We start from the raw sequence: 23731 nt of genomic DNA, 5'->3' as shown, positions 1-23731 counted from the left end.
TTTTCGATGAACCTTCCCAAAGACGACGCCGCAACACTCTCGGCGCGCTGGACCGAGGGCGTGCTGCTCAAGCGCGACGTGTTCTCGACCGTCGAGCGCGGCCGATTCCGCGACGATGACGGCGAGGTCGACGCGGTGCTGCGCCGCCTCGACGAGGTGCCGTGGTGGTCATTCCTTTTGGCGCGCCACCTGTTCGCCCGCGAGAAGCATGCGCTGGCACTCGCTAAGGGACTCGATGTCGGCCCGGAGCTGCTGTGGGCCGGACGCCGCGCGCTGGTGCGCAGCTTCGTCGATGGTGTCGCGCTGCATCTGGCGAAACCGCATGGCGACCTCGCCTATTTTCGCTCGGCGAAGGCCGCGCTGCGACGGCTGCGCCGCGCCGGAATCTGCCACAACGATCTTGCCAAGGAACAGAACTGGCTGGTCGGCCGCGACGGTCGCGCCTATGTGACCGACTTCCAGCTCGCCGCCTGCTTCGACCGTCGCGGCCGGCTTTACCGGATTCTGGCCTATGAAGATCTCCGGCATCTGCTCAAGCACAAGCGATCCTACGCGCCCGAGGCGCTGACGCCGCGCGAGCGCAAGATCCTGGCGAAGAAGTCGTTCGCCGCCAGCCTCTGGCTCGCCACCGGCAAGAAGGTCTATCGGGCGATCACCCGCGGCCTGTTCAACTTCACCGACCGTGAAGGCGGCGGCCGAAGGCTCGTCAACGACGCGCCGGTGCTGGCAGAATTGATCCGCAAGAACCCCGCCGTGCGCGACACCGCCATCGTCGCCTTTGCCGACCGCCGCTCCGGTGTCGGCCTCTATGCCTTCGTCGAAGCCGATCAGGCCGCGCTCGAAGGCCAATTGCGCAACGAGCTCACCGCTGCCAAGGGGCCAAAGCCGCCGGAACACATCCAGGTCGTGCACGCACTGCCACGCAATCCGGACGGCAAGCCGCGCACGGAGATCCTGCAACTGGTCGCCATGAACCAGCTCGACCTGATCGAGCCGATGATGAAGAACGACCAGGACCGTGCTTTCCTCAAGGACATCCTGGAGCAGCGCAAGAACCTGCGCGACCGCTTCAATTTCGAGGCCGACCTGCCGGCGAGCTAACGTGGATCACGCCTTGAAGCGTCCACATTGGCGATAGAGAAGCGATCCGATAATTCGAACTTGGTGGGGGGACTTGGCGGGGTCATGGGCACTCGGGGGTACATGATGCATCGTGTGGTTGGCGGCCTGATCGCTAGCCTTCTGCTGCTCGCCACCACGTCCGCAATGGCCGAGTCCCCCGCCGAGCTGATCTCGAGCTTCCGCCTCAAGCATGGTGAGGTCCGCGTCGTCCGCGATTCGACCCTCGACCGCATCGCCATGGACCAGGCGCGCGCGATGGCGACGAAGGACGACCTCAGTCACGACGCCCTCGGCCCGTTCAACCGCCGGGTCGCACCGGCCGGCGCAGGCCGCGCCGCCGAGAACATCGCCTACGGCTACGACAATTTCGAGAAGACCCTCGGACAGTGGATCGACTCGTCGGGACACCGCAAGAATCTGCTGCTGCACAACGCTTCCCGCGTCGGGATCGCGAGCGCGAAAAACGCTAGCGGCAAGCGCACCTATTGGGCAATGGTGATCGCCGGCGACTACGAGGCGAAGGGCAAAGGCAAAGGCAAGAAAGACGGGGAGCCGCTGGTTGCGGTGAAGCGCGAGGCTGCGCCCGCCAGCAAGCCAAAATCCAGCGGCTGCCACATCAAGCTGCTCGGCCTTTGCATCTGAGACCAAGCTTGGCCATCTTGTCCGCATCCCTCGACGCGTTTAATCCATGCACGAGGATCGCGAGACGCGGAGGCATGGATGATGGATATCGACCGAATTCGTCGCGACACGCCGGCTGCCTCTCGGCTCGCCTATCTCCACAACGCGGGCGCAGCGCTGATGCCGGCGCCGGTTGTTGCGGCGATGAAGGAACACATCGATCTGGAGAGCGAGATCGGAGGCTATGCCGCCGCCGACCGCGAGGCGCGCCGACTTGAATCCGTTTACGGCTCGGTCGCCCGCCTCCTGAACGCCGCGCCCGATGAGATCGCCCTCATGGAGAACGCGACGGTTGCCTGGCAGATGGCTTTCTACGCGCTTCCATTCAGCAAGGGCGACCGGATCCTGACCGCCGAGGCGGAGTACGCGGCCAACTATGTCGCCTTTCTTCAGGTCGCCAACCGAACAGGCGTCGCGATCGACGTCGTGCCGAGCGATGCCAGCGGCGAGCTCGACGTCGACGCGCTCGAACGCATGATCGATGAGCGCGTGAAGCTGATTGCGATCACCTGGGTTCCGACCAATGGCGGGCTGGTCAATCCGGCTGCAGCCGTCGGCAAGATAGCGCGGGCGCACGGCATCCCCTATCTGCTCGACGCCTGCCAGGCAGTCGGACAGATGGTGGTCGACGTCGAGGCCATCGGCTGTGACATGTTGTCGGGGACCGGGCGTAAATTCCTCCGCGGCCCGCGCGGCACCGGCTTTCTCTACGTCGGCCGAAAAATGCTGCAGCGGCTCGAACCGCCAATGATCGATCACTTCGCCGCACCCTGGGTCTCCCGGGACGCTTTTCGGCTGCGTGACGATGCGCGCCGTTTTGAGACCTGGGAGAACAACTACGCAGCCCGGCTTGGGCTCGGCGCGGCTGTCGACTATGCCCTCGATATCGGGATCGGCCCGATCGAGCGGCGTTGCCGCATGCTGGCGGACCGCCTCCGGGGCGGCCTTGCATCCATTCGCGGCATCAGAGTTCGCGACCTCGGACGCGCTCCGGGAGCCATCGTCAGCTTCACGGTGGAAGGGTACGAGGCGGAAGCGGTCGTCAGCGACGCGGCCGCAGCCGGCATCACGATCGGTGCCTCAGATCCGTCGAGCACGCGCATCGATGCCGAAATCCGCTCGCTGCCGCCGGTGGTGCGCGCCTCCCCGCACTACTACAATACGGACGCGGAGATCGATCGGCTGATCGTCCATTTGGCGGGTTTGACGCGGCGATAGCGGCGATCATGCACGCTCAGGTACAGCGCGCACTCAATCCGGATGCGCCAAGCTTCGCCATGACCTCGTCGAGATGGGCGCTGTCGCGGGTTTCAATCACCAATTGCAGCAACGTCGCCTTGGCCGGAAGATCCGAGAACGTGCGCTGGTGCGAGACCTCGATGATGTTGGCGCCGGCCTCGGCCAGCAGTGCCGCGACCGCAGCCAATTGGCCGGGCCTGTCGGGAATGTCGAGCGACAATTGGGTGAGCCGCCCCTCGCGCGCCAACTCGCGGGTCAGGACCGATGCGATCAGACGTGTGTCAATATTGCCCCCGCTCAGCACCAGCCCGACCTTCTGACCGGCGAAACGGGACGGGTCGGACATCAGCGCGGCGAGGCCAGCGGCACCGGCGCCTTCGACGACCGTCTTCTCGATCGAGATCAGGGTCGCCACCGCGCGCTCGAGCTCGGCTTCGTTGACGAGCGCAATGTCGTCGACAAGGCGGCGGACGATTTCGGTCGTGATCTTGCCGGGCGACTTCACCGCGATGCCTTCCGCGAGTGTGTCGCCACGTGCCGGCAAATTGCCGTCATGGATGGCATTGTACATCGAGGGGTAGAGCCAGGCCTCGACGCCGAGGATCCGCAGCGACGGCTTGATCGATTTCGCGGCAATGGCGATCCCGCTGATCAGGCCACCGCCGCCGATCGGGACGACCAGCGTATCGAGCTCCGGCACGGCCTCGAGTATTTCCAGCCCGACCGTGCCCTGCCCTGCGATGACAAGCGGATCGTCATAGGGATGGACGAAGATCATGCCATGGACTTCGCCGTGGCTGCGCGCATACGCGGCCGCCTCCTCCAGCGTGGCGCCCGTCACCACCACCTCGGCGCCGTGATGCCTGGTGTTCTCGACCTTCACCATGGGCGTGCCGACCGGCATGACGATAGTGGCGGGAATGCCGAGCCGCTTGGCGTGATAGGCGACGCCCTGCGCGTGGTTACCCGCCGACATCGCGACGACGCCCCGCGCGCGCTCCTCCGGCGTCAGCGCCTTGAGGCGGTTGAGCGCGCCGCGCTCCTTGAACGAGGACGTGAACTGGAGGTTCTCGAATTTCAGCCAGATGTCGCAGCCGCAGATATTGCTCAGCGTGCGGCTGTAGCTACAGGGCGTCTCGACGACGGCGCCGCGGATCGTCTCGGCGGCGGCATGGATGTCGGCCGGTACGACCGGAAGGCCGCCCAGATCGGAAGATATGGTTTGGGACAACTCAGCCATAGGACAACATAGAGCATTTGCCCGGCTCCGGCGATAAGCCAACCGCTATTTGGTAAATTCCCGCGAACGTGAAGCCCGCCACAGCGTCCACAGCGTACGCAGCCGCGATGACGGTTGCGGCGTAAATGGATTGCGCCCGGGTTGCGACAGGCGCTTGAGGTCGGCCCGCGCTTGTCCGAGCGGAAGGAACGCTGGACGCACCGATGCCGGCACCTCCACCAGCAGCGACAAGGCCGTCGTCAAATGTTGCTGCGCCTCGCCCGAGAGTTGGCCCAGCGCGGCGCGCAAGTTTGGCGTCTCCTTTCCGGCGAACACGTCTTCCACGTCGCAATCGTGGCTCGCCAGCACCTGCTGCGGCAGGAACAATTGCCGGCGCGCCGCATCGCGCGGCAGATTGGCGATGACCTGTACGATGCCCTGCGCCAGCCCGGCATGGCGGGCGAGATGCTCGGCCGCCGCCGACGGTGGTCCCATGATCCGGGCGGCGAGATCGAACAGCGCCGATGAGGTCGCCGCGAGGTAGCCCTCCAGCGCCGCCATTGTTGGCATTGGGTCGTTGTAGAGATCGAATTGATGCTCGTCGGCGAGCAGCGACAGCGGCTCGACCGGCAGGTCGAAATCACGGATTGCGCGGAGCAGCTCCGCCGCCACCGGATTGCCCTCGGCACTGCCATGGACTTGGCCCGACAGCATGTCGGTCCACCATTGCAGGCGGATTTCACCGGGCAAGGGCTGGCTCACCTGATCGCGGACGCGGACGATCTCGACATTGAAGGCATAGAGCGCCAGCAGCCCGCGGCGCTCGGCAGCGGGCGCGAACAGGGTCGCGGCATAGTGCGGAAAGTCGTGGCTGCGCACGAGGTCAGCACAGAACGCAGCAGAATCCGGCGGCGGCGCGGAGCCACTCATGGCACGGCGATCAGCGCGGCCGCGACGCGCCGCCGTTCGCCGATCATGATGTTGTAGGTACGCACGGCGGGACCGGTCTGCATCGCATCCAGCACCACCCTCGCCGCTTTGAGCGCCTGGCGCAGTTCCGGCGGCGGCAGCCAGACCCCGGTTCCGGTGCCGACCAGGAGCGTGTCGATGCTGTTGGCAGACTTGAAGACTCGATCCAGCGAATAGCGGTCGATCTTTGCAGGGTCCGTTATGTCCCAGGCCCAGATCGCGTCGGGCAGGCAAAGCAGCGATCCCCGATGCGACATGCCGGCAAAGGCAAAGCCGCCCTTGCCATAGGCTTCGATCGGCGCCGAGCGGGGAAAATGCGGTGCGTTGGGATCGCCGGCCATGAGCTTCGTCCGAATGAGCTTACTGCCCTCCCAAACTCCTGCGAGGGCATGCGGTTCGGATCATGCCTTGCTTTTCTTCGCCGGCGTAGCCTTATCGACCGCATCCTCGCGATGCTCGCCGACGCCGAGATAGATCAGGATCGGGGCCGCAATGAAGATCGAGGTATAGGTGCCGACCAGCACCACGCCGAACATCATGACCGCGGTGAAGCTGTGGATGGCATGGCCGCCGAACAGCAGCAGGGCCAGCAGCGCCAGCGTCACAGTGAAATGGGTGATGATCGAGCGCGACAGCGTCGAGTTGATTGATTCGTTGAGGAGCTGCGGCATCGGCATCTTCTTGTAGCGCCGCAGCATTTCACGGATGCGGTCGTAGATGACGACGGTGTCGTTGAGCGAATAGCCCAAAATCGTCAGAAGCGCCGCGATGCTGGTCAGGTCGAAATCGACCTGACTGATCGACATGAACCCGATCGTGAGCACGATGTCGTGCACGTTGGCGATCATGGCGCCAAGCGCGAACTGCCACTCGAATCGGAACCAGAGGTAGATCAGGATCGAGACGATCGCCAGCATCAGGCCGAGCATGCCGTAGGCGAGCAATTCGCCCGATACGCGCGGTCCCACCACCTCGACGCGGCGATAGTCGACGGAATCGCCAAGCGCGGTGCGGACCTTCTGCACGGCCTCCTGCTGGGCGGCGTCGCCGCCCGGCTGCTCCGCGACACGGATCAGGACATCGGCGGGGCCGCCGAATTGCTGCAACTGGACTTCGCCCAGACGCAGGGCATCCAACGTCGTACGCATCGCCGCAATATCGGCGGTGCCGGACTTGGCCTGCACCTCCAGTAGGGTGCCGCCGCGGAAGTCGATGCCGAAATTCAGTCCATGGGTGAAGAACAGCGTGATCGCGACGATCGACAACGCCGCCGAGATCGGGAAGCTGATCCGGCGAAAACGCGTGAAGTCGAAATGGGTATCGTCGGGGACGATGCGCAGCGACGGCAGCCAGCCGAATGCCGCAACCACGGTGAGAATGGCAATGAGGACGCCGAGCCCGATGAGAACAGTGTGATTCACGATCAGGCTCCTAGATCGGCACGCTCTGCGGCCGCTTCCACCGCACCCACCAGGCCACGATCAGCCGGGTCAGGGTGAAAGCGGTGAACACCGTGGTGATGATGCCGATTCCGAGCGTCACGGCGAAGCCGCGCACCGGACCGGTACCGATGTAGAACAGCACCGCGGCGGCAATAAAAGTGGTGATGTTGGAATCGAGGATGGTCGCAAGCGCCCGCTTGAAGCCGGCGTCGATCGCCGAGATCGCGTTGCGGCCGCCACGCAACTCCTCGCGGATGCGCTCGTAGATCAGCACGTTGGAATCGACCGCGATACCGACGGTGAGCACGATGCCCGCGATGCCGGGCAGCGTCAGCGTGGCGTTGAGAAGCGACAACAGGCCGAAGATCATGGCGACGTTGATGGCCACCGCGATGTTGGCGAACACGCCGAACAGCCGGTAGGTCAAGAGCATGAAGATGATGACCAAGATCGAGCCGACATAGGCGGCGAGCTCGCCCTTTTCGATCGAGTCCTGGCCGAGGCCCGGACCGACGGTGCGCTCCTCGACCACCGTGAGCGGTGCCGGCAGCGCGCCGGCGCGCAGCAGGATCGCGAGATCGTTGGCCGATTGCACCGTGAAACTGCCCGAGATCTGGCCTTGTCCGCCGGTGATGGGCTCGCGGATCACGGGAGCCGAGATGACCTTGTTGTCGAGCACGATCGCAAAAGGCAGCCCGACGTTCTCTTGCGTGGCCTGCGAGAACTTGCGCGCGCCCGACGTATTGAACTTGAAACTCACGACGGGTTCGCTGGTGCGCTGGTCGAAGCTCGCTTGGGCATCGGTCAGGTCGCCGCCGGCGACCAGCACCTGCTTCTTGACCACATAGGGTGTGGGCGGCGGTGACGCGCTCATCAGAAGCTCGGATTCCGGCGGCAAACGTCCTTGCTGCGCCTGATCGGGCGGCACCGACGTATCGACCATGCGGAATTCCATCTTCGCGGTCTTGCCCAGCAATTCCTTCAGACGAGTCGGGTCCTGGAGGCCGGGGACCTGCACCAGGATGCGGTCGTTGCCCTGGCGCTGGATGACAGGCTCGACGGTGCCGAGTTCGTTGACGCGGCGTTCGACGATCTGGATCGACTGCTCGATCGTCTTGCGCATGCGGTCGAGCATCGCGGCCTGCGGGATCGTAAGGCGGATCACGCCGCCGCCGGCGTCAGTCACATCCAGGTCGCGCTGACCGCTGGATCCGACCAGTCCGCCCAGCGGCTGGGACAGCTCGCGCAGCTTGGCGAGCGCAGGCTGCAGGTCCGATTCCTTGGTGATCCTAACCTCGGCCGCGTCGTTGCGCACGGTGACGCCGCCGGTGAAGCCGATCTTGGCATCGCGCAGCGTCCGGCGAACATCGTCGCGGACCTGGTCGAGCCTTTCCTTCTTCACATAGTTGCCGTCGACCTCGAGCAGCAGATAGGAGCCGCCTTGAAGATCGAGGCCGAGCACGAGCCGACGCTGCGCCCAGGCGGGCCAGGTCTTGACCTGCGCTTCGGGGAAGAAGTTCGGGACCGCGCAGAGGCACACGATCAGCGCCGTCAGGATAATCCCGAGCGCCTTCCACCGCGTGAAATACAACATCGACTGGACCTGTCAGATCAGGAGATTTGCAGGAAAACTTGAGAGACTCGCGGAAGCACTCACTTCGACGCGGCGTCTTCCTTGGCGCTTTCCTTGGATTCCTTGGCCGGCTCGCCCTTGGCGCGTACGCCGGAGACCATCGAGCGCATCTGCCGCACGCGCACGCCATCGGCGATCTCGAACTCGATCTGGTCGTCGTCGACGACCTTGGTGACCTTGCCGACGAGACCGCCCGAGGTCACGACGGTGTCGCCGCGGCGGATGTTCTTCACCAGGTCGGCGTGGTCACGGACCTTCTTCTGCTGCGGACGCAGAATCAGGAAGTACATGATCACGAAGATCAGGGCGAACGGCAGCAGCGACATCAACATGCCGCTGGTGTCGCCGGCGCCCGCAGCCTGGGCATACGCAGGGGTAATCAGCATTCGGACGATCCTCGTGAGAACGGGGGAAAACCGGTCATGCCCAAATGGCGACCGGTTCGGTCAAATTCGCGCGGACTATAGCGGCCATTGCCCCAATTGCAACGCTGCCAGACCGCCCTTTTAGCTACCTTGCGGCGCGCGCACAGGCCCGATAAGGCTGCATTCTCAGGAACTTCGGACATGCCCCAAAAACCAAGCAAAAGCCCGGCCGGCAAAGGCCCTCGCACCCCTGCCGCGAAGGCAGCCGGCGTCGCGGCAAAACGTCCCAAGGTGGCCCTCAAGGCGGCTTCCAAGACGATTTCCAAGACGACGTCCAAGACGAACCAAAACGTCTCCCAGCAGCGCATCGTTCGCGCGCTGGAGACGATTGCGGCGCACCTCTCCGCGCAAGGCAAGCCCGCCGCCGAACGCGAGTCGTTCAAGCAGGCGGATGCTTTCGTCTGGCACCCGGACGGCCGCCTTGCGGCGGTGCCGCGGGTCAGCCGCGTCGAAATGTTCCTGCTCAAGGGCGTCGACCGGATGCGCGACATCCTGATGGAGAACACCGAGCGTTTCGCCAACGGATTGCCCGCCAACAACGCGCTGCTCTGGGGCGCGCGCGGCATGGGCAAGTCGTCGCTGGTGAAGGCGGCGCATGCCAGCATCAACGCGGAGCGCAAACCGGCCGACAGACTGAAGCTGATCGAGATTCATCGCGAGGACATTGAGAGCCTGCCCTCCCTCATGGAGCAGCTTCGCGCCTCATCCTTCCGTTTCATCGTGTTCTGTGACGACCTCTCGTTCGACGGCAATGATGCGTCCTACAAATCGCTCAAGGCGGTGCTCGAAGGCGGCATCGAGGGGCGGCCGGAGAACGTCATCCTCTACGCCACCTCCAACCGCCGCCATCTGCTGGCGCGCGAGATGATCGAGAACGAGCGCTCGACCGCGATCAATCCCGGCGAAGCCGTCGAGGAGAAGGTCTCGCTGTCGGATCGCTTCGGTCTCTGGCTCGGCTTCCACCGGTGCAGCCAGGACGAATATCTCGCCATGGTGCGGGGCTATTGCAGCCATTTCGGCGTGAAGATCGACGATGACGCCCTGGAACGCGAGGCACTTGAATGGTCGACGACGCGCGGCTCGCGCTCGGGCCGTGTCGCCTGGCAGTTCGTCCAGGAGCTTGCGGGACGGCTCGGCGTCAAGCTGGCGGCGACGTAGCCACAGTCATAGCCCAACCCAAAACTGTCATCGCCCACGAAAGCGGGCGATCCAGTATTCCAGAGACGGTTGTGATCGATCGAGAGGCCGCGGCGTACTGGGTCGCCCGGTTAAGCCGGGCGACGACAGCTTCAGTTGGGAGACAATGTAGGCCTCATCACGCCCCGTTCAGGAATTGAAGCGGATCAACCGGGCTCGATCCCTTGCGGATCTCGAAGTGGAGCTGCGGCGACGCCACCTCCCCGGATTGACCCGACTTGGCAATGACCTGGCCGCGCTTGATGGTATCGCCGCGCTTCACCATCAGCTCACTCGCATGGGCATATGCGGTGACGTAGCCGTTGGAGTGCCGAACCAGGACCAGATTGCCGTAACCTTTCAGCTCGTTGCCGGAATAGGCAACGACACCGTCTTCGGCCGCCTTGACCGGCGTGCCCTCGGGCACCGCGAGATTGATGCCGTCGTTGGATTTGCCATTGGTCTTGGCGCCGTAGCTCGTGACCACCTTGCCGCGCACCGGCCAGCGGAAAGTCGGCAGCGCGCTGGTGGTCTCCGCAGCTTTCGCGGGAGTGTCCGCGGCCTTGTCTTCGACGTTGGCGGTGGCCTGGGCCAGGCGCGCGCTCTGCACCGGCGCGGCGACGGCGGCCATCTTGGTGGCGGGCGCAGGCGCGGCAGCAACCGGCTGCAGCGTCCCCGCGACGGGAGCGGCTCCGACCGGAGCCGCGGCAAGCGGTGCTGCGACAGCGGCGGTCTTGGCCCCGGGCACGGCCAGCCTGGCGCCGAGCTTGAGTTTTGCAGAGGGATCGAGGCCGTTGGCGCGGGCCAATTCGGCCGCCGAGATATGGTTCTTGCGGGCAATGCTGGCGAGCGTGTCGCCGTGGTTCACGAAGTGCGTGCTTGACGGCGCGGCAACGGCCGCAACCGGCTTCGCAGCGGGCGCTGGGGCAGCGGCAACGGGAGCCATGAGCGGCGCGGGCGCAGCCGCCGTAGCTTGGTGCGGAATGATCAGTTGCTGGCCGGGCGAGAGCGCGCGCGGCCCCTTATAGCCGTTGGCGGCGAGGATCGCCTGCGGCGTGACGCGATAGCGTTTGGCAAGCAGGTCGAGCGTATCGCTGGTGCCGACGATGATCTTGGTTCCGCCGACCGGCTGGGCGGCTGCAACCGAGCGTGGCGGCACGGTGGCCGTGGTCTCGAGATGCGGCTGCGCCGGGGGTGCGTAGGAGCCCACGCCGCGTCCGCCTCCGGACACACCGCCTGCTGCAACGGGGTAGGATTGCGGCGTGGATACCGCCGGCGGCAAAGGCTGCGACTGATAATAACCGGACTGCGTCTGCGGCCGCGAATATTGCGGCAACTCACGCTGCGGCGGCGGGGCCTGCTGCACCGAACCGGTCGATTCCTGCGCGAAGGGATTGGAGAAGTTCGACTGGGACATGCGCGACGACATGTCGGCGCTGCACCCTGCGAAGCTGAAGGAGATCAGCGCCAGCACCGCGACCTGCGGCACACGGCGCGAGTAAAGCAACTCGGCGGCAACGGACATGGTTACTCACTCGTACGCAACAGAACTGGTGTTTTAAGTAAACACGCGCCGAGTAAATAACGGCTTAACCCTCCCAATAAGATGTTGGCAGCGCAGCCAATCCGGAATTCTACAGCTCCCGCGCCACGCCGGGCAGCGCCGGCACGAAGCGGACCTCGACGAGTTCCTTGCGCTCGATCCCGGCTTCGGTCCGGCTCAGCCGGATCAGCGTCTGCACCCCCTGATGCGGGCCGACGGGCGCGATCAGGATGCCACCCACCTCCAGCCGCTCGACCAGGTTCTCCGGGAGCTGCTCCATCGCGGCCGTGACGATGATGCGATCGAACGGGCCAATATTGGGGGGCAGATTGAGTCCGTCGCCCAGCATCACCTCGACGTTGTGATAGTTGAGTTTTTCAAGCCTGATACGTGCGGCATCCGCAAGCTTGCGGTAGCGCTCGACCGTCAACACCTGGCCGGCGAGCCGCGACAGCACCGCCGCCTGGTAGCCCGAGCCGGCGCCGATCTCGAGGACGCGGTGCTTCTTCTGAAGCTGGAGCTGCTCGGTCATGTAGGCGACGACAAAGGGCTGGCTGATGGTCTGCCCGCAGGCGATCGGGAGCGCGCTGTCGCGATATGCGCCGTCCCGATCGGCGTCGTCGACGAATTGATCGCGCGGCACCTCCTCCATGGCCCTCAGGACCGCCTGGTCGCTGATGCCCCGACGCCTCAGCGTGAGCTGAAACATCATCTTTTCCGGCGGGTGCTGATGGGGGGTCATTGCCTGCTTGTGCTGTGTTTGCGGTCCGGGACGCCCAACCTGGGCGCGAGATTCCTGTTCCGGCTCAGGGAACCCATGATAGGCTTCGGATGGCGTAGTTGACCATAAATTGGCTTGCAACGGGCGAGCCGCGATGGCCATTTTCAGGCATCCGTTCGTCGAAACGCGCATTGCGTCGATTCATGTTATCTGCGAACGTTTTTGGCAATGGGCAAGGACTCGACCATGACCGCGACGGGGCTTACTGGCCGCTCTGTATTCCTCGTCGAAGACGAGGTGATGATCAGGATGATGGTCGCGGACATGCTCGAAGAGCTTGGCTACAAGATCGCAGCCGAGGCGGGCGACATCACCGAAGCCATGCGGCTCGCCCAGGCAACCGAGTTCGACATCGCCATTCTCGACGTCAACGTCAACGGCAAGGTCATCTCGCCGGTCGCCGATGTCATCAAGGCGAAGGGCTGCCCGTTCATCTTCGCCACCGGATACGGTTCCTCGGGCCTGCCCGAGCAGTACCGCGATCGGCCGGCGCTTCAGAAGCCATTTCAGCTCGACGCCCTCGGCAAGACCATCGAAGCCGCGCTTCGCGGCGGCTAGGCCCCATTCCAGGTCGGATTACTTCAGCGTCGGACTTACTTCAGCGTCGCACTCAGCGCCTCGGAAAACGCCTCGTTGGTCCGGTCGAGCCTGAGCGGCGTGACGGAGACGTAGCGTTCGCGGAGCGCCGCGAGATCGGTGCCGTCGGCCGGCGTATCCATCATCGCGGTGCGCTCGAAGCCGATCCAGAAATACGGATTGCCACGGCCGTCCCTGCGCTCGTCGATCCTAAGGAAGCCGAGATTGCGCTTGCCTTGCCGCGTCACGCGGATGCCCAGCACATCCTCCGGCGCGCAGGCCGGGAAGTTGACGTTGATGACGGTGTCCTTCGGGATGCCGGCGGCGATCACCTTGCGCAGGATGTCGGGCCCGAATTTGCGGGCCGTGTCCCACAGCGGCCGGTCGCGGGTCTCCACGCTGAACTCCTGCGACAGGGCGAAGGACGGCAGCCCCAGGATGGTGCCCTCCAGCGCACCGGCGATGGTGCCGGAATAGACCACGTCCTCGGCGACGTTGCGGCCCTTGTTGACGCCGGACAGCACGACATCGGGCAGCTTGGCGCCGAGGATGTGGCGCGCGCCCATGATGACGCAGTCGGTCGGCGTGCCGCGCACCGCGAAATGCCGCGGACCGACCTCGCGCAGGCGCAGCGGATCGTTGAGCGACAGCGAATGCGACACGCCGGACTGGTCGAGCTCAGGCGCGACCACCCAGACGTCATCGGACAATGCGCGCGCGATCTCCTCCAGGACCTTGAGGCCGGGGGCGTGGATGCCGTCGTCATTGGTGCAGAGAATGCGCATGGGAAAGGTCGATTCCTGAAGCGGGTCTGAGCCGTCTTATCCGGCCGGGGCCGATCAGGCAAACCGGCCGACCGGGCGGCACCTGGTCGCCGGCTTGGCGGTTATCGGCGAACTCGCCATTGCGGCAGAAAGCGCGCAAGCCGGCCCTCCGCGTGCAATCTCATCGCCGGCACGACCGGGCTCACCATCGGCGCCTCAATCACGCCGAGCGCCTCCAGCTGCGCGACGAATGGGTCCGGCACCGGCGCCTGTGGAAAGCGGTCACGTGCCAGCGTTAGCGCCTGGTCGAAATCGGCTGCATTCACACCGGGCTTGGCCCGCCGGCTCTGGACCAGATCGTCGTCCCAGAGCCGCGTGATCGCGATGTCGAGCACGCCACGCAGCCGCTGATCGACGGCCTGGATACCGGCACCCGTCACCGCCCATTGTCTGCCGACCCAGAAGATATCGCGGTGCAAGGCCATGAACGATCGGTTCGCGTTGTCGGGTGGCCGGCAGGATAACCGGCCGCCCGATCTTCGCAACCAAACGTTTCTCCGTTTCAGATTGGCGGCACGCCTAGTCGCGTGCGACCACCTTCAGCCCGCCCATATAGGGCTGGAGCACGCTGGGGACCGCAATCGAGCCGTCCTCTTGCTGATAGGTCTCCATCACGGCGATCAACGCGCGGCCTAGCGCTGTGCCGGAGCCGTTGAGCGTGTGCACGAACCGCGGCTTGCCATCGGGGCCGCGCGAGCGCGCGTCCATCCGGCGGGCCTGGAAATCGCCGCAAACCGAGCAGCTTGAGATCTCGCGGAATGCCCCGCCGTCGCCCTGACCCGGCATCCAGACCTCGATGTCATAGGTTTTTTGCGACGAGAAACCCATATCCCCGGTGCACAGCGTCATCACGCGGTAATGCAGCTCGAGCCGTCGCAGCACTTCCTCGGCACAGGCGAGCATGCGCTCGTGCTCGTCCTTGCTCGTCTCCGGCGTCGTGATCGAGACCAGTTCGACCTTGGTGAACTGGTGCTGCCGGATCATGCCGCGGGTGTCGCGCCCTGCGGCGCCCGCCTCCGCGCGAAAACACGGCGTCAGCGCAGTCAGCCGCATCGGCAGCTGCTTTTCGTCGAGGATGGATTCTCGGACGAGATTGGTGAGCGCCACCTCCGCGGTCGGAATGATCCCGAGACGCTCGGTCCGGAGCCGCTCATGGTCGGGCGCGGCGAGCAATTCGCCCTTGATCGCCCAGAACTGGTCGTCCTCGAACTTCGGCAATTGTCCGGTGCCGAACATGATCTCGTTGCGCACGAGCAGCGGCGGATTGATCTCGGTATAGCCGTGCTCGTCAACGTGTAGATTCAGCATGAACTGGCCGAGCGCGCGTTCGAGCCGCGCCAGTCCCTTCTTCAACACGACGAAGCGCGCGCCGGAGAGCTTCGCTGCGGTCTCGAAATCCATGTCACCGAGCGCGGCGCCGAGATCGTCATGGGGTTTTGGCACGAACGCGTAGTTGCGCCTGTTGCCGAAGACATGGCGCTGCACATTGCCGTGCTCGTCGACACCATCGGGCACCTCGCCGAGCGGCAGATTGGGGATCGCCGCCAGCTCCTTGGCGAGCTCCTCGTCGGCAGCCTTCGCGGTCGCCTCGAGCTCCGGCATGGTGGTCTTGAGCTCGGCGACCTCCGCCATCAGCTTCGCCGCGCGCGCCTCGTCCTTCGTCTTCTTGGCATCGCCGATTTCCTTTGAGGCCGCATTGCGCCGCGCCTGCGCCTGCTCGGAAGCCAGGATCGCCGCACGCCGGGTCTCGTCGATCGCAAGCAGCCACGCCGACATCGGCTTCAGGCCGCGTCGTGCGAGGCCGGCGTCGAAGGCTTGCGGGTTGTCGCGGATCGATTTGATGTCGTGCATGGCCGTGGTCCTGGGGCTTGTTGCAACCCTGCAAATCCTGGATTTGCATTTATGCAAATGGCTGCTTCCCCTAGCACGGCTGTCATCGCCCGCGAAAGCGGGCGATCCAGTATTCCAGAAACATCACTGATTCCCCATAGGCCGCGGCGTACTGGATTCCCCGCTTTCGCGGGGAATGACACCGGAGTATGGGGCGCCCTACTCTGCCGGATTGGCCGGCGTCGATACGTCGGTGCCGCTAGAGGCTTGCGAAGCTGCAGCCTTCTTCTCCACAATTCCCACCGCGATGATCGAGCCCTCGTAGAGCGCGAGCAAGGGAATCGCGAGCGAGCACTGGCTGAGCACATCGGGCGGGGTCAGAACGGCCGCGATGACGAAGGCAACGACGATGAAATAGCGGCGCTTCTCGCGCAGCATTTTAGAAGTGACGATGCCGATGCGCCCCAGCAGCGTCAGGATCACCGGAAGCTGGAAGGCGATGCCGAAGGCGAAGATCAGCGACATCATCAGCGACAGATATTCGCCGACCTTGGGCAGCAGCTGGATCTGCGCGGTCTCGTCACTGCCGGCCTGCTGCATGCCGAGCGAGAAGCGGACCAGCATGGGCAGCACGACGAAATAGACCAGTGCTGCGCCCAGCACGAAGAAGAACGGGGTCGCGACCAGATACGGCAGGAAGGCCTGCTTCTCGTGCTTGTAGAGTCCGGGAGCGACGAACTTATAGATTTGTGTCGCGACGATCGGGAACGAGATGAAGCCGGCGCCGAACAGCGCGAGCTTGAGCTGGGTGATGAAATATTCCAGCAGCGCGGTGTAGATGAATTTCGAGTTCTCGGGACCCGCGATCCACACGAACGGCCAGACCAGCACGTTGTAGATCTGCTTGGCGAAGAAGAAGCAGAAGATGAAGGCAATGCCGAAGCCGAGCAGCGCTTTGATCAGCCGCGAACGCAGCTCGATCAAATGGTCCATCAGGGGAGCTTTGCTGGCCTCGATATCGGCGGCGCTCATGACGCTTTGGCGTCCTTAATCGCCTCGGCCGGCGCAGTGTCCTGGGTGACGGAATCTTGCGTGCCCGAACCTTGAGCGACCTGCGCCTGCTCGACCTCACGGGTGATGGCGAGCGGCTCGTTCACGGCCGCATGTGCCTCGGCTTCCACGAAGGTCTCCGGCGTCGGCGCTTCCGGCGTGGTGGGCGTCGTCAGCGCTTCGCTTGAAGTCGCCGACGGTTCGACAGCGGTGGAGATCGAGGTCTCGGCGGGCTTGTCCAGCGCATCGACGCGGAGCGCGTCGCTGACGTCTTTCTGGAGCGAGGTCATCAAATTGTTGCCGGCGAAGCCGGAAGCCGCTTCCTTGACCTCGTCGAAGCTCTTCTTGAGGTCGGCCATTTCGGCCTCGCGCATCGCTTCCTGGAATTGGCCCTGGAATTCGGCGGCCATCTTGCGCGCCTTGCCCATCCACTGCCCGACCATGCGCAGCACGCCCGGCAGCTCTTTCGGGCCGATGGCGATCAGGGCCACGACCCCGATCAGGACCAGTTCACTCCACCCGATGTCGAACATGAGGTCTTCCGTTCACGCCAGCCGCAGCCGGCCCAATCCCTCGCGCGCAGGATCGGGTCCGCTACCCGCGTCTCGCGTGCTCTCTGGCTCAGACGGCCTTGCTGCCGACGTCCGACCGTGCCGCGGTCGGCGCGGCATTGTTGTGCTCGATGGACTTGGCCGGCTCGGGCTTGTCGGCGACCTTGTCGTCGTCCTGCATGCCCTTCTTGAACGCCTTGATGCCCTGCGCCACGTCGCCCATCAGATCCGAGATCTTGCCGCGACCGAACAGCAGCAGGACCACTGCGATCACCAGGACCCAGTGCCAAATGCTGAGTGAACCCATCCTGCAACCCTCCAAACGCGCATGGCCGGGGACCGGCCGATCTTCACCGAAACCTAGGCTTGGCAGGTGTCAAAAACAAGGACCAAGGCAGCGCCAATTCGCTGTTGGCGCTACGTAATTTTGCTAGTGTTAACTGGTCGCAGGCGGCCGGTAAAAGGCCGGGACGTCAGTCCTCGCTGCCACCCTCGCCCCCCTCATGGCCGCCTTCCGGCGGCGTCTCGGGCTCGACCGCGGGCGCCAGCGCCAGATCAAGGTCCTCGCCCGGCTCCAGCGGATCCTCGTCTTCCCGCAAAGTCGGGTCATCCGACGGCGTCGGCACGCTGAATCCGGTCGGCAGGCGCGAATCCAGCAGGCCCGTGCCCTTCAGCTCCTCCAGGCCCGGCAAATCGCCGAGCTGTTCCAGAGTAAACTGCGACAGGAAGTCCTCGGTGGTTCCGAAGGTCAAGGGACGGCCCGGCGTCTTGCGACGACCGCGCGGCTTGATCCAGCCGGTTTCCAGCAGCACGTCCAGCGTGCCCTTCGAGGTGACGACGCCGCGGATCTCCTCGATCTCGGCGCGCGTCACCGGCTGGTGATAGGCGATGATCGCCAGCACCTCGATCGCGGCGCGCGACAGGCGGCGGGTTTCGGTGCTCTCGCGGGTCATCAGCCAGGCGAGATCGCCCGCGGTGCGGAAGGTCCATTTGTTAGCGACCCGCACGAGATTCACGCCGCGCAGGGAGTAGTCGGCCTGCAACTGCTCGAGCGCGGCCTTCACGTCGACGCCCTCGGGCATGCGCTTGGCCAGCGTCGCGGTGTCCAGCGGTTCATTCGAAGCGAACAGCAGCGCTTCCAGCAGCCGCAATTCTTCGGGACGTGCCTGGGACTCGTTCTCCATCGGCTCGGCCTCTTCTACCCGCACTTCAGCCAGGCTTGCCATGGCAGATTCTCCTTGTTGCACTTAAGCGACCGGCGCATCGGGCGCAGGAGCTGCCTCCATGACCGGCTTGGGGCGCCCCTTCCGGAAATAGATGGGCGCAAACGCCTCTTTCTGATTCAGCTCGAGCTGACCTTCGCGCACCAGCTCGAGCGCAGCCGCGAAACTCGAGGCGAGCACCGTCGCGCGCTGCGTCGGATCGGCGACATGCTGAAGCAGAAAATCGTCGAGAACGCCCCAATCGTCTTGCTCGCTGATGCTGCCGACCAGCCGCTCCAGCGTGGCGCGCGCCTCGGCGAGCGACCACACCGTGCGCTTGGCCAGATGCACGCTCGCCAGCACGCGCGACTGGCGCTGCGCGGCATAGGCGGTGAGCAGGTCATAGAGCGTCGCGGTATATTTCGGATGCCTGATCTCGGCGATCTGCTCGGGCTCGCCGCGCGGGAAAATGTCGCGCAGCAATTGCTGCCGGTTCATCAGCCGGTTGGCGGCTTCACGAATGGCCTCCAGCCGGCGCAGCCGATTGGCGAGCGCCGTTGCCATCTGCTCGGCGCTCGGGCCTTCCGCACTCGGCGGCTCCGGCAGCAGCAGACGCGATTTCAAGAAGGCGAGCCATGCCGCCATCACGAGATAGTCGGCGGCGAGCTCGAGGCGGATCTTTCGCGCGGCTTCGATGAAGTGGAGATACTGGTCGGCGAGCGCCAGGATCGAGATCTTGGCGAGATCTACCTTCTGCTGCCGCGCCAGTGCGAGCAGCAGGTCGAGCGGACCTTCATAACCCTCGACGTCCACCACCAACGCCGGCTCACCCTCGGCGAGCTCTGCGGGCCGCCCGGTTTCAAACGATAGGATTTCTGCGGTCATGCCGATGCCGTGTTTGCCCGTGCGATCAATGCCTCCAGTTCGGCGCGCGCGGCCGCGCGATCGAACGGTTGCGGTCCTTTACGCGCAGCGAGCGCGGCGTTCGCCCGCTCCAGCGCCCTGCCCGCCAGTTCGGGTGTCTGGCCGGCGACCTCACGCATTTCCTCGATGTTGCCGTTGCAATGCAGGGCCATGTCGCAGCCGGCCGCAAAAATGGCGCGGGTCCGTTCGGCGATGTTGCCCGACAGCGCGTTCATCGACACGTCATCACTCATTAACAAACCCTGGAACCCGATTGCGCCGCGAATCACCTCAGCGATCATTGTCGCAGATGTCGTCGCCGGATGGGCGGGGTCGACCGCGCTAAACACAACATGTGCAGTCATGGCCATCGGCAAATCCGCCAAAGGCTTGAATGCCGCGAAGTCGGTGCGATCCAGTTCGTCGCGCGACGTGTCGACCGTCGGCAGATTGAAATGGGTATCGGCCGTAGCTCGGCCATGGCCGGGGATGTGCTTGAGCACCGGCAACACGCCACCCTGTTCCAGGCCCTCGGTGACCGCGCGGGCGATCGCGGCGACCTTTCCCGGTTCGGTGCCGTAAGCCCTGTTCCCGATGACGGCGTTGGCGCCAGCCACCGGCACGTCGGCCAGCGGCAAGCAATCCACGGTAATGCCGAGATCTGCGAGATCGCACGCGATCAGCCGGGCGCTGAGGCGCGCCGCGGTCAGCCCGAGCGCCGAATCAGTATCGTAGAGGCCTGCGAAAATAGCGCCCGGCGGATAGACCGGCCAATGCGGCGGCGCCAGGCGCTGCACCCGCCCACCCTCCTGATCGATCAGGACAGGGGCATCAGCGAAACCCGCAACCGCCCGCAATTCCGCAACGAGTGCAGCAACTTGAGCCGGCGTCTCGACATTGCGCTTGAAGAGGATGAAGCCCCACGGGCGTTCGCGGCGGATAAACTCCCGCTCGGCGGCGGTTAGTTCCGTTCCGGAAACGCCGGTAATGAAGGCCCGCGTGCTCATACGGCCGATTAACCCTGACCCGCGAGAGGGTCAAGGAAACGGCCGTTAATTCCTCTGGACGAAGCAGGCAGACAGGCCAGCGGATTTCAAACTGTTGCAGGCCTGGTTCGCCTCTTCGAGCGATCCGTACGGCCCAGCGAAGGCGCGGTAGACGATTCCCTTGCCCTTGTCGGTCAGGTCGACCCGCTTGACCACGGGTGCGCGGGAGCCAAGCACGCTGCCGTACTTGCTCTGAAGCACCCGGTAGGAGGCGTGGGCGCTATCCTCGGTCTGCTGCGAGGAGACCTGCACGACGTAGCCGCCGCCACCGCTGCTCGCGGGCGCAATTTGCGTCGGATTGGTCGCAGCCATCCGCTGCGGTGGCTCCGCGGCCGGCGCCGATTGCGGCGCCAGCGAGAGCGGCTGATTGGCACTGGCATTGGCCGAGGTCGGCGGCGTGCGTGGTGCAGCTGGTGCCGCAACGGGCTTCGGGAGAGCTGTCGGCTTCGCGGCCGTGGCCGCTTGCGACGCGGTGGCGTCGGTCTGATCGCCCTTCACGGCCACGGTCCTGATCGCGCGCGGCGAATTGTTCGGCAGCGTGCCGTTGCTCGGATTCGGGCCCGCACTCGACAGCGGAATGCTGGACGGCGACACGCTCGCGACTGGCGGCGGGTTCGCGTTCTGGTTCAGCGCCGGGAACACCACGCGGGGACCTCCCGCCTTGGCGTTGACGTCGACAGGCGCCTCCTCGCGCGGCACGATCTTCTCGGCTCCATCTCCGGTGACCATGCGGTCCGGTACCTTGGCTGAGGAGTCCGACGGCGCCGGCACGATTTTGGTCGGCGTGTTGTCGGCCTTGATGATCGGCGGCTCGCCGCTGCGGGGCGAGCCCACATAGGTCTTGTAAGCGAACGCAGCGCCGGTCCCGACCACGGCAAGGGCCAGGATCGCCGCGACGGTCATCATGCCGCCGCGCTGCTTCTTCGGCTCGTCGAGATCGGCCTCGGGATAGTCGCTCTGGAACGCGTAAGGATCGTCGGGATAGGCGGGATCGCGCTGATAGTCCTGCTCGCCCGCCTCCAGCCGTCCGTAGAGCGCCTCGTCGTAGCGCGCCGGATCGGGCTGCTGGTGGGCTTGCTCCTGGTAAGCCTGATCGGGCTGCTGATATGCCTGATCCTGATAGGCCTGCCCCTGATGGGTGCGAGCTTGATAGGCCTGATCCGGATAGGCCTGCGGCTGACGATAATCAGGTTCAGGCTCGGGCGCAGTCGGCTGGGCTGAATAACGATGCAGTGGATGAACCGGGTTTACGGAAGCGGGATGGGCAGGCTCAGCTGGCACCGTCTGCGGCTGCACATTGGCGCGCCGCATCCATGAGGGTGGCCCGGGCGGCGGCGGGGCCTGCTCGGCATAGTCCTGCTGGCCATCGTCCTGGCGATAGTCGTCGTCCTGATAGCTCTGGGCAGGCGCAGGTGCTGCAGGCGGGTGCACGCCCGGCCGCCCTTGCGCTGCGAACGGATCGGTCTGCCCGATCAGGCGGGCAAGTTCGGCCAAGGGATCACCGCTCTCCGCCCTCCCATGCTGATCGCCACCGCGATAGTCATCGGAAGGAAACGGTCTGTCCTGATATCGTTCGGCCATCGTGATGATGCGTCCCTTCGGGAAAGCCGCGCGCCCCTCGACCAAGGCGCGGCTTTCGACCCACAAGGCTTTCAACCAAGTCTAAGCGATCCGGCTTCTGCCGGTTAGCCCCGAAATCCCTTAAGTAGTTCGCCCCAAACTACCGCATCTCGTCCGGAGCATGGACGCCGAGGATGGCGAGGCCCGATGCCAGGACAGAGACGACGCCCTGGACCATGGCCAGCCGCGCCTTCGTTAGATCTGCATCATTATTGATAATGAAGCGTAAATAGGGCAAATCGCGCCCCTTCGTCCAAAGTGCATGAAATTCGCTGGCTAAATCATAGAGATAGAAGGCAATTCGGTGCGGCTCGTGGGCGGTTGCGGCCGCTTCCAGCATGCGCGGAAATATTGCGAGCCGCTTAAGAAGGTCGAGTTCAGCCGGGTTCGACAGCCGTTCCACCGCCGACTCACCCAGCCAGGCGATGCGCTTTTCCGTTTCCTCCGGGAGTTCCGGGAACACCTCGGCCCGGGCGTTGCGGAAGATCGAGTGGCCGCGGGCGTGGCCGTACTGCACGTAGAACACCGGGTTGTCGCGCGACTGTTCCACGACCTTGGCGAGGTCGAAGTCGAGCACCGCGTCGTTCTTGCGGTAGAGCATCATGAAGCGGACGGCGTCCTGGCCGACTTCATCCACCACCTCACGCAAGGTGACGAAGTCCCCGCTCCGCTTGGACATTTTCACCGGCTCGCCGTTGCGCAGCAACTTCACCAGCTGGACGATCTTGACGTCGAGCGCCCCCTTGCCGGAGGTGGTCGCCTTCACCGCCGCCTGCATGCGCTTGATGTAGCCGCCATGGTCGGCGCCCCAGACGTCGATCATCTCCGCGAAACCACGATCGAACTTGTTCTTGTGGTAGGCGATGTCGGCGGCGAAGTAGGTGTAGGAATTATCCGACTTGATCAGCGGGCGATCGACGTCGTCGCCATAGGCGGTCGCCTTGAACAGCAACTGCTCGCGATCTTCCCAATCCTCGGTCGGAGCCCCCTTTGGGGGCGGCAGACGGCCCTGGTAGACGTCGCCCTTGGCGCGCAGGAAATCGATGGTCTCGGCGACCTTGTTGTTGCCGGCGTTCTGTAGCGAGCGCTCGGAGAAGAACACGTCGTGGCGGATGTTGAGCGCGGCGAGATCATCCTTGATCTCGTCCATCATCATCGCGATCGCCTTGGCGCGCACCGTCGGTAGCCACGCGCCCTCGCTCACGGCGAGGAGCTTGTCGCCGTGCTCCTGCGCCAGCGCCTGCCCGACCGGCTTCAGATAGTCGCCGGGATAAAGGCCTTCCGGCATCGCGCCGATGTCTTCGCCGAGCGCCTCGCGATACCGGAGGAACGCGGAGCGGGCGAGCACGTCGACCTGCGCGCCGGCGTCGTTGATGTAATATTCGCGCGTGACGTCACGGCCTGCGAATTCAAGCAGGCTCGCCAGCGCATCGCCGAACACGGCGCCGCGGCAATGGCCGACATGCATCGGTCCGGTGGGGTTGGCGGAGACATATTCGACGTTGACCTTGGAGCCGCCGCGGACGCGGCCGTAATCGGCGCCCTCGCGCAGCACGGTCCGTAGCGCCTCGGCCCATGCGGCCGGCTCCAGCGTCAGGTTGATGAAGCCTGGACCTGCGACGTCGACCTTGGCGATCAACGGGTCCGCGCGCAGCCGTTCGGCGATCTGCTCGGCGAGGTCGCGCGGCTTTGCCTTTGCCTCTTTCGCAAGCACCATGGCTGCGTTGGTCGCCATGTCGCCATGGGAAGCATCGCGCGGCGGCTCGACCACCACGCGCGAGAAATCGATGCCCTCGGGCCAGTTGGCTTCCGCCGCGAGCGCGCGGCAGACCGCGTGCACGCGTGCGAGCACGTCGGCGAACAGGTGCAGTGCTGAGGATGTGTCGGGCATGGGCGCCG

General features: G+C 64.9%; 24 protein-coding genes. 5 read left to right on the top strand and 19 right to left on the bottom strand.

Annotation, left to right across the window (positions count from 1 at the left end):
* Nucleotides 1-6: 6 nt before the first annotated feature.
* The 3 genes from IVA93_RS18160 to IVA93_RS18150 all read left to right on the top strand — a co-directional run bounded on the left by IVA93_RS18160 (nt 7) and on the right by IVA93_RS18150 (nt 3021).
* The gene (locus tag IVA93_RS18160) at nt 7-1101 is read left to right on the top strand and encodes a serine/threonine protein kinase (RefSeq protein WP_085384637.1); all 1095 of its coding nucleotides are present in this window, start codon (nt 7-9) and stop codon (nt 1099-1101) included.
* A 105-nt stretch (nt 1102-1206) separates the two neighbouring features.
* Nucleotides 1207-1764 (top strand): CAP domain-containing protein, encoded by a 558-nt coding sequence (locus tag IVA93_RS18155; protein WP_204511282.1) that lies wholly within the window; start codon nt 1207-1209, stop codon nt 1762-1764.
* A 78-nt stretch (nt 1765-1842) separates the two neighbouring features.
* Complete coding sequence (locus tag IVA93_RS18150) at nt 1843-3021, top strand: aminotransferase class V-fold PLP-dependent enzyme (protein WP_231188453.1); 1179 nt, start codon at nt 1843-1845, stop codon at nt 3019-3021.
* Between the two features lie 16 nt (nt 3022-3037).
* Here the strand turns inward: IVA93_RS18150 and IVA93_RS18145 are convergent, their stop codons facing one another.
* From IVA93_RS18145 to yajC, 6 genes are read right to left on the bottom strand one after another with little or no spacing between them, the layout of a single operon-like run.
* Complete coding sequence (locus IVA93_RS18145) at nt 3038-4282, bottom strand: threonine ammonia-lyase (protein ID WP_018458016.1); 1245 nt, start codon at nt 4280-4282, stop codon at nt 3038-3040.
* Nucleotides 4283-4327: 45 nt separating this feature from the next.
* Complete coding sequence (locus IVA93_RS18140) at nt 4328-5191, bottom strand: phytoene/squalene synthase family protein (RefSeq protein WP_204511284.1); 864 nt, start codon at nt 5189-5191, stop codon at nt 4328-4330.
* The gene (locus IVA93_RS18135) at nt 5188-5571 is read right to left on the bottom strand and encodes an Mth938-like domain-containing protein (RefSeq protein ID WP_204511285.1); all 384 of its coding nucleotides are present in this window, start codon (nt 5569-5571) and stop codon (nt 5188-5190) included. Before IVA93_RS18135 ends, IVA93_RS18140 begins: the two co-directional genes overlap by 4 nt.
* Before the next feature lie 60 nt (nt 5572-5631).
* Nucleotides 5632-6651 (bottom strand): protein translocase subunit SecF, encoded by a 1020-nt coding sequence (gene secF / locus IVA93_RS18130; protein WP_018458019.1) that lies wholly within the window; start codon nt 6649-6651, stop codon nt 5632-5634.
* 10 nt (nt 6652-6661) lie between these two features.
* Nucleotides 6662-8266 (bottom strand): protein translocase subunit SecD, encoded by a 1605-nt coding sequence (gene secD, locus IVA93_RS18125; RefSeq protein WP_018458020.1) that lies wholly within the window; start codon nt 8264-8266, stop codon nt 6662-6664.
* 59 nt (nt 8267-8325) lie between these two features.
* Nucleotides 8326-8691, bottom strand: coding sequence for a preprotein translocase subunit YajC (yajC, locus tag IVA93_RS18120; protein WP_007610701.1), 366 nt, complete (start codon nt 8689-8691; stop codon nt 8326-8328).
* Between the two features lie 180 nt (nt 8692-8871).
* Here yajC and IVA93_RS18115 point away from each other — a divergent pair, with 180 nt between their 5' ends.
* Nucleotides 8872-9888: an ATP-binding protein gene (locus tag IVA93_RS18115; RefSeq protein ID WP_204511286.1), complete on the top strand. Its 1017-nt coding sequence runs from the start codon at nt 8872-8874 to the stop codon at nt 9886-9888.
* 157 nt (nt 9889-10045) lie between these two features.
* Here IVA93_RS18115 and IVA93_RS18110 read toward each other — a convergent pair whose 3' ends face one another.
* A complete protein-coding gene (locus tag IVA93_RS18110) occupies nt 10046-11431 on the bottom strand; it encodes a LysM peptidoglycan-binding domain-containing M23 family metallopeptidase (RefSeq protein WP_204511287.1) in 1386 nt (461 codons plus the stop codon).
* 109 nt (nt 11432-11540) lie between these two features.
* Complete coding sequence (locus IVA93_RS18105; protein ID WP_026233485.1) at nt 11541-12191, bottom strand: protein-L-isoaspartate(D-aspartate) O-methyltransferase; 651 nt, start codon at nt 12189-12191, stop codon at nt 11541-11543.
* Nucleotides 12192-12416: 225 nt separating this feature from the next.
* Here IVA93_RS18105 and IVA93_RS18100 point away from each other — a divergent pair, with 225 nt between their 5' ends.
* On the top strand, nt 12417-12788 hold the full coding sequence (locus IVA93_RS18100; RefSeq protein WP_007590670.1) for a response regulator: 372 nt from the start codon (nt 12417-12419) through the stop codon (nt 12786-12788).
* A gap of 35 nt (nt 12789-12823) precedes the next feature.
* Here IVA93_RS18100 and surE read toward each other — a convergent pair whose 3' ends face one another.
* The 11 genes from surE to argS form a co-directional block, all read right to left on the bottom strand.
* Nucleotides 12824-13591: a 5'/3'-nucleotidase SurE gene (gene surE, locus IVA93_RS18095; RefSeq protein ID WP_085353192.1), complete on the bottom strand. Its 768-nt coding sequence runs from the start codon at nt 13589-13591 to the stop codon at nt 12824-12826.
* Between the two features lie 101 nt (nt 13592-13692).
* A complete protein-coding gene (locus IVA93_RS18090) occupies nt 13693-14055 on the bottom strand; it encodes a hypothetical protein (protein ID WP_085353194.1) in 363 nt (120 codons plus the stop codon).
* 94 nt (nt 14056-14149) lie between these two features.
* Complete coding sequence (gene serS / locus IVA93_RS18085; protein ID WP_247539351.1) at nt 14150-15481, bottom strand: serine--tRNA ligase; 1332 nt, start codon at nt 15479-15481, stop codon at nt 14150-14152.
* A 198-nt stretch (nt 15482-15679) separates the two neighbouring features.
* Complete coding sequence (tatC, locus tag IVA93_RS18080; protein WP_018458028.1) at nt 15680-16492, bottom strand: twin-arginine translocase subunit TatC; 813 nt, start codon at nt 16490-16492, stop codon at nt 15680-15682.
* The gene (gene tatB, locus IVA93_RS18075) at nt 16489-17043 is read right to left on the bottom strand and encodes a Sec-independent protein translocase protein TatB (RefSeq protein ID WP_085353196.1); all 555 of its coding nucleotides are present in this window, start codon (nt 17041-17043) and stop codon (nt 16489-16491) included. The genes tatC and tatB overlap by 4 nt, the downstream gene beginning before the upstream one ends.
* An 88-nt stretch (nt 17044-17131) precedes the next feature.
* Nucleotides 17132-17368, bottom strand: coding sequence for a twin-arginine translocase TatA/TatE family subunit (locus tag IVA93_RS18070; protein ID WP_007610722.1), 237 nt, complete (start codon nt 17366-17368; stop codon nt 17132-17134).
* A 166-nt stretch (nt 17369-17534) separates the two neighbouring features.
* Complete coding sequence (scpB, locus tag IVA93_RS18065) at nt 17535-18287, bottom strand: SMC-Scp complex subunit ScpB (RefSeq protein ID WP_027567087.1); 753 nt, start codon at nt 18285-18287, stop codon at nt 17535-17537.
* A gap of 21 nt (nt 18288-18308) precedes the next feature.
* Nucleotides 18309-19148 carry a segregation and condensation protein A gene (locus IVA93_RS18060; protein ID WP_247370316.1) on the bottom strand — a complete coding sequence of 280 codons (840 nt, stop codon included), beginning with the start codon at nt 19146-19148 and terminating at the stop codon, nt 18309-18311.
* Nucleotides 19145-20173 (bottom strand): beta-N-acetylhexosaminidase, encoded by a 1029-nt coding sequence (gene nagZ / locus IVA93_RS18055; RefSeq protein ID WP_247370313.1) that lies wholly within the window; start codon nt 20171-20173, stop codon nt 19145-19147. The genes IVA93_RS18060 and nagZ overlap by 4 nt, the downstream gene beginning before the upstream one ends.
* Before the next feature lie 45 nt (nt 20174-20218).
* Nucleotides 20219-21793, bottom strand: a complete 1575-nt coding sequence (locus IVA93_RS18050) for an SPOR domain-containing protein (protein WP_247370417.1) — start codon at nt 21791-21793, stop codon at nt 20219-20221.
* A 139-nt stretch (nt 21794-21932) separates the two neighbouring features.
* Nucleotides 21933-23723 carry an arginine--tRNA ligase gene (gene argS / locus IVA93_RS18045; protein ID WP_247370309.1) on the bottom strand — a complete coding sequence of 597 codons (1791 nt, stop codon included), beginning with the start codon at nt 23721-23723 and terminating at the stop codon, nt 21933-21935.
* Nucleotides 23724-23731: the final 8 nt, after the last annotated feature.

This window comes from Bradyrhizobium sp. 155 (assembly GCF_023101105.1).
GTDB classification, from domain to species: domain Bacteria; phylum Pseudomonadota; class Alphaproteobacteria; order Rhizobiales; family Xanthobacteraceae; genus Bradyrhizobium; species Bradyrhizobium canariense_D.
The sequence above is the reverse complement of the archived record's forward strand: the minus strand, read 5'-3'. Positions and strand labels throughout refer to the sequence as shown.